Annotated in this window: 4 protein-coding genes; 1 reads left to right on the forward strand and 3 read right to left on the reverse strand. The window is 39.4% G+C overall.

The features are described 5' to 3' along the window. Window positions 1–615: CatA-like O-acetyltransferase (locus tag ADJ24_RS07390; RefSeq protein ID WP_048702297.1), on the forward strand; the 615-nt coding region annotated here is incomplete at its 5' end. Between the two features lie 138 nt (window positions 616–753). Here ADJ24_RS07390 and ADJ24_RS25795 read toward each other — a convergent pair. The 3 genes from ADJ24_RS25795 to ADJ24_RS24025 form a co-directional block, all read right to left on the reverse strand. Beyond that, window positions 754–948, reverse strand: coding sequence for a DUF1187 family protein (locus ADJ24_RS25795; protein WP_049223962.1), 195 nt, complete (start codon window positions 946–948; stop codon window positions 754–756). Between the two features lie 47 nt (window positions 949–995). Beyond that, the gene (locus ADJ24_RS07395; RefSeq protein WP_125387065.1) at window positions 996–1,688 is read right to left on the reverse strand and encodes a hypothetical protein; all 693 of its coding nucleotides are present in this window, start codon (window positions 1,686–1,688) and stop codon (window positions 996–998) included. A 30-nt stretch (window positions 1,689–1,718) separates the two neighbouring features. After that, the coding region (locus ADJ24_RS24025) for a helix-turn-helix domain-containing protein (RefSeq protein WP_049016963.1) at window positions 1,719–2,295 on the reverse strand (577 nt) is incomplete at its 5' end.

Consider the following 2,295-nt stretch of genomic DNA (forward strand, 5'->3'; position numbering starts at 1 on the left):
AACCCGCTACGGGGGAGACTTACCCGAAATCTGATTTATTCAACAAAGCCGATCGACATCACCGCGCTGCGAAAACATATCAAAAATGTCGGCTGGAAGTTTTACCCGACGATTATTTTCCTCCTGTCTAAAATCATGAACCAGCATCCTGAATTCCGGATGGCCATGAAGGACGATGAGCTTGTCATATGGAATGAAATTCATCCCAGCTACACCATCTTCCACCCAGAAACGGAAACCTTTTCGTCATTGTGGAGCCACTTCGACGGCAATATTCATCACTTCCAGAACACGTATGCAGATGATACGGCCCGCTATGGAAATAGTCTTTCATACTGGCCTAAGGAAGAGTCCCGTGAAAACGTCTTTTTCGTCTCGTCTATTCCGTGGGTAACGTTTACGAACTTTACGATGAATATTGCGCATATGAAGAACTTCTTTTCCCCAATGTTCACGTTTGGCAAATACTACGAACAGGATGGAAAAATGTTGTTGCCTCTCGCGGTGCAGGTCCACCATTCGGTGTGCGATGGTTTCCATGTGGCAAGGATGTTTAATGAGCTGCAGGTGATGTGTGATGGTTTGCCAGCGCTGTCGGAAGAATGTAATGGCTAATGCGCAAAAATTGGGCATACTCTTTATCATAAGTAATATAGTATCAGGATGATGCTTTTCCATAACTCATCCTTCCGCTCGTCAAGCTAGCAGACAATGCTCCTCTCGTGTCAGCCTTCATTTTTTATGAGGGGTATTTTACCGGTCATTTCCCACCATTTTTTTGCAGTGATAATCAGTAATCGTAACCGGATATCCATAGCTTTTACCCGCCGCCTTTGGCCTGGATAGCATTTTTACACACTGCTCCAGTGTAAGCTTATGGGAAGAATAATGTTTCCATACGACAGGCGCCCCCCCTGCCTTGTGTATTAATCCTGTGATTAGATACATTTTTCCTTTCTTAATGCTTCTATATAGATAATATTAATTACTGAAACTTATACTGAGTGAATCAATCCAGCATTAACAATCTTTTGTTGTTTCAGATTCCGAAATATAGTACGTTCTGTCCGACTTGAAAGCCAGACCATCAACATATGACTTACAGCGATATATTCTGTAAGAAATAAATTATGAACGCTTACGCTCTCAATTCCTACAGACTTGATGACAGCCCGGTAATGTCTATGGACTACTTTAGCATCTTTATTGCTGGCCTTAATCCTGGTGACATATGTTTCAACACCCTGTGAAATTAATTCCATACTTCTCTGAGCCGCAGAAGTTAATGTGAAATGAACATTATAATTGTAATAGAGTGAGACCTGTGCTGTTCTTTTCATCAAAGAGTGAAGATCTATTTTGGCAGACCAGAAATAATACCTAAACTTTGCTTCGATATCACAATGTGCGTTTGGCAAAAAAAATATAAACTTACACGGCATACATCTGAAATAATAACACAACTGTTGATGCAACTTTCTGTTTTTTATGTATAAATAGCAAATCCCTTCTTCAATGACTTGTTTTTTATTAAATATATCTTCCGGGCGAATGATGTTTGCATTTACCATATAAAAAAGGCTAGCAATACCCAGTGCAAAAAATTGATCATCAGAGATAATATAAACTCTTCGCAAAATAAACATCCTGTTATACGTTCTTCCTGTTACGTCTGTAATAATTATCACCTCTGAATCCGTGAAGATTATCCTAGTATTTTAGCGGGAGATTATGCACTCCACGTAGAATCCCTCTTTCAATCGTAATATAACCACCTGTTTTAGATCCGATAATATCCGCATTATACTGCTTCGGGACATGCGGGTTTTACAGCGGATATAGTTCTCAGCCGTAATGAGTTCCCTGATTTCACTCGGCTTTGCCATCAATTCAATCAACTGATGGCGGATTGACTCATAACTGTTAGGCGTCGATAGTCTGTAAATGACTTCTGATACAGATGAAATAAGCGCCATTTGATAACGTGCGAACTCTTCCCATAAATTTTGAGTCGATAATAAATTAAACAATGCTTCTTTGGAAACAATCGCAACCTCGGATGCTAATAATAGCTTGATAACATATTCTGTTTCACTGTCTTTAATGAGTGGTATGTAACCTCTTAGTGTCGGCGCATCAAAAATTTCCAGTAATACTCCGTCAGGATACCGATACAACGAAACCGCACCGCTTTTAATGAAATAACATTTTTCGTTATGTTTTTCATTAATAGTAAACCGTGTATTTGGGTAATGACTCCAACTTACTGATAGTGTTTTATGTTCAGATAATGCC

Origin of the sequence: Enterobacter sp. 940_PEND (genome assembly GCF_001059415.1) — a bacterium.
In the GTDB taxonomy this organism is placed as follows: Bacteria; Pseudomonadota; Gammaproteobacteria; order Enterobacterales; family Enterobacteriaceae; genus Enterobacter; species Enterobacter cloacae_M.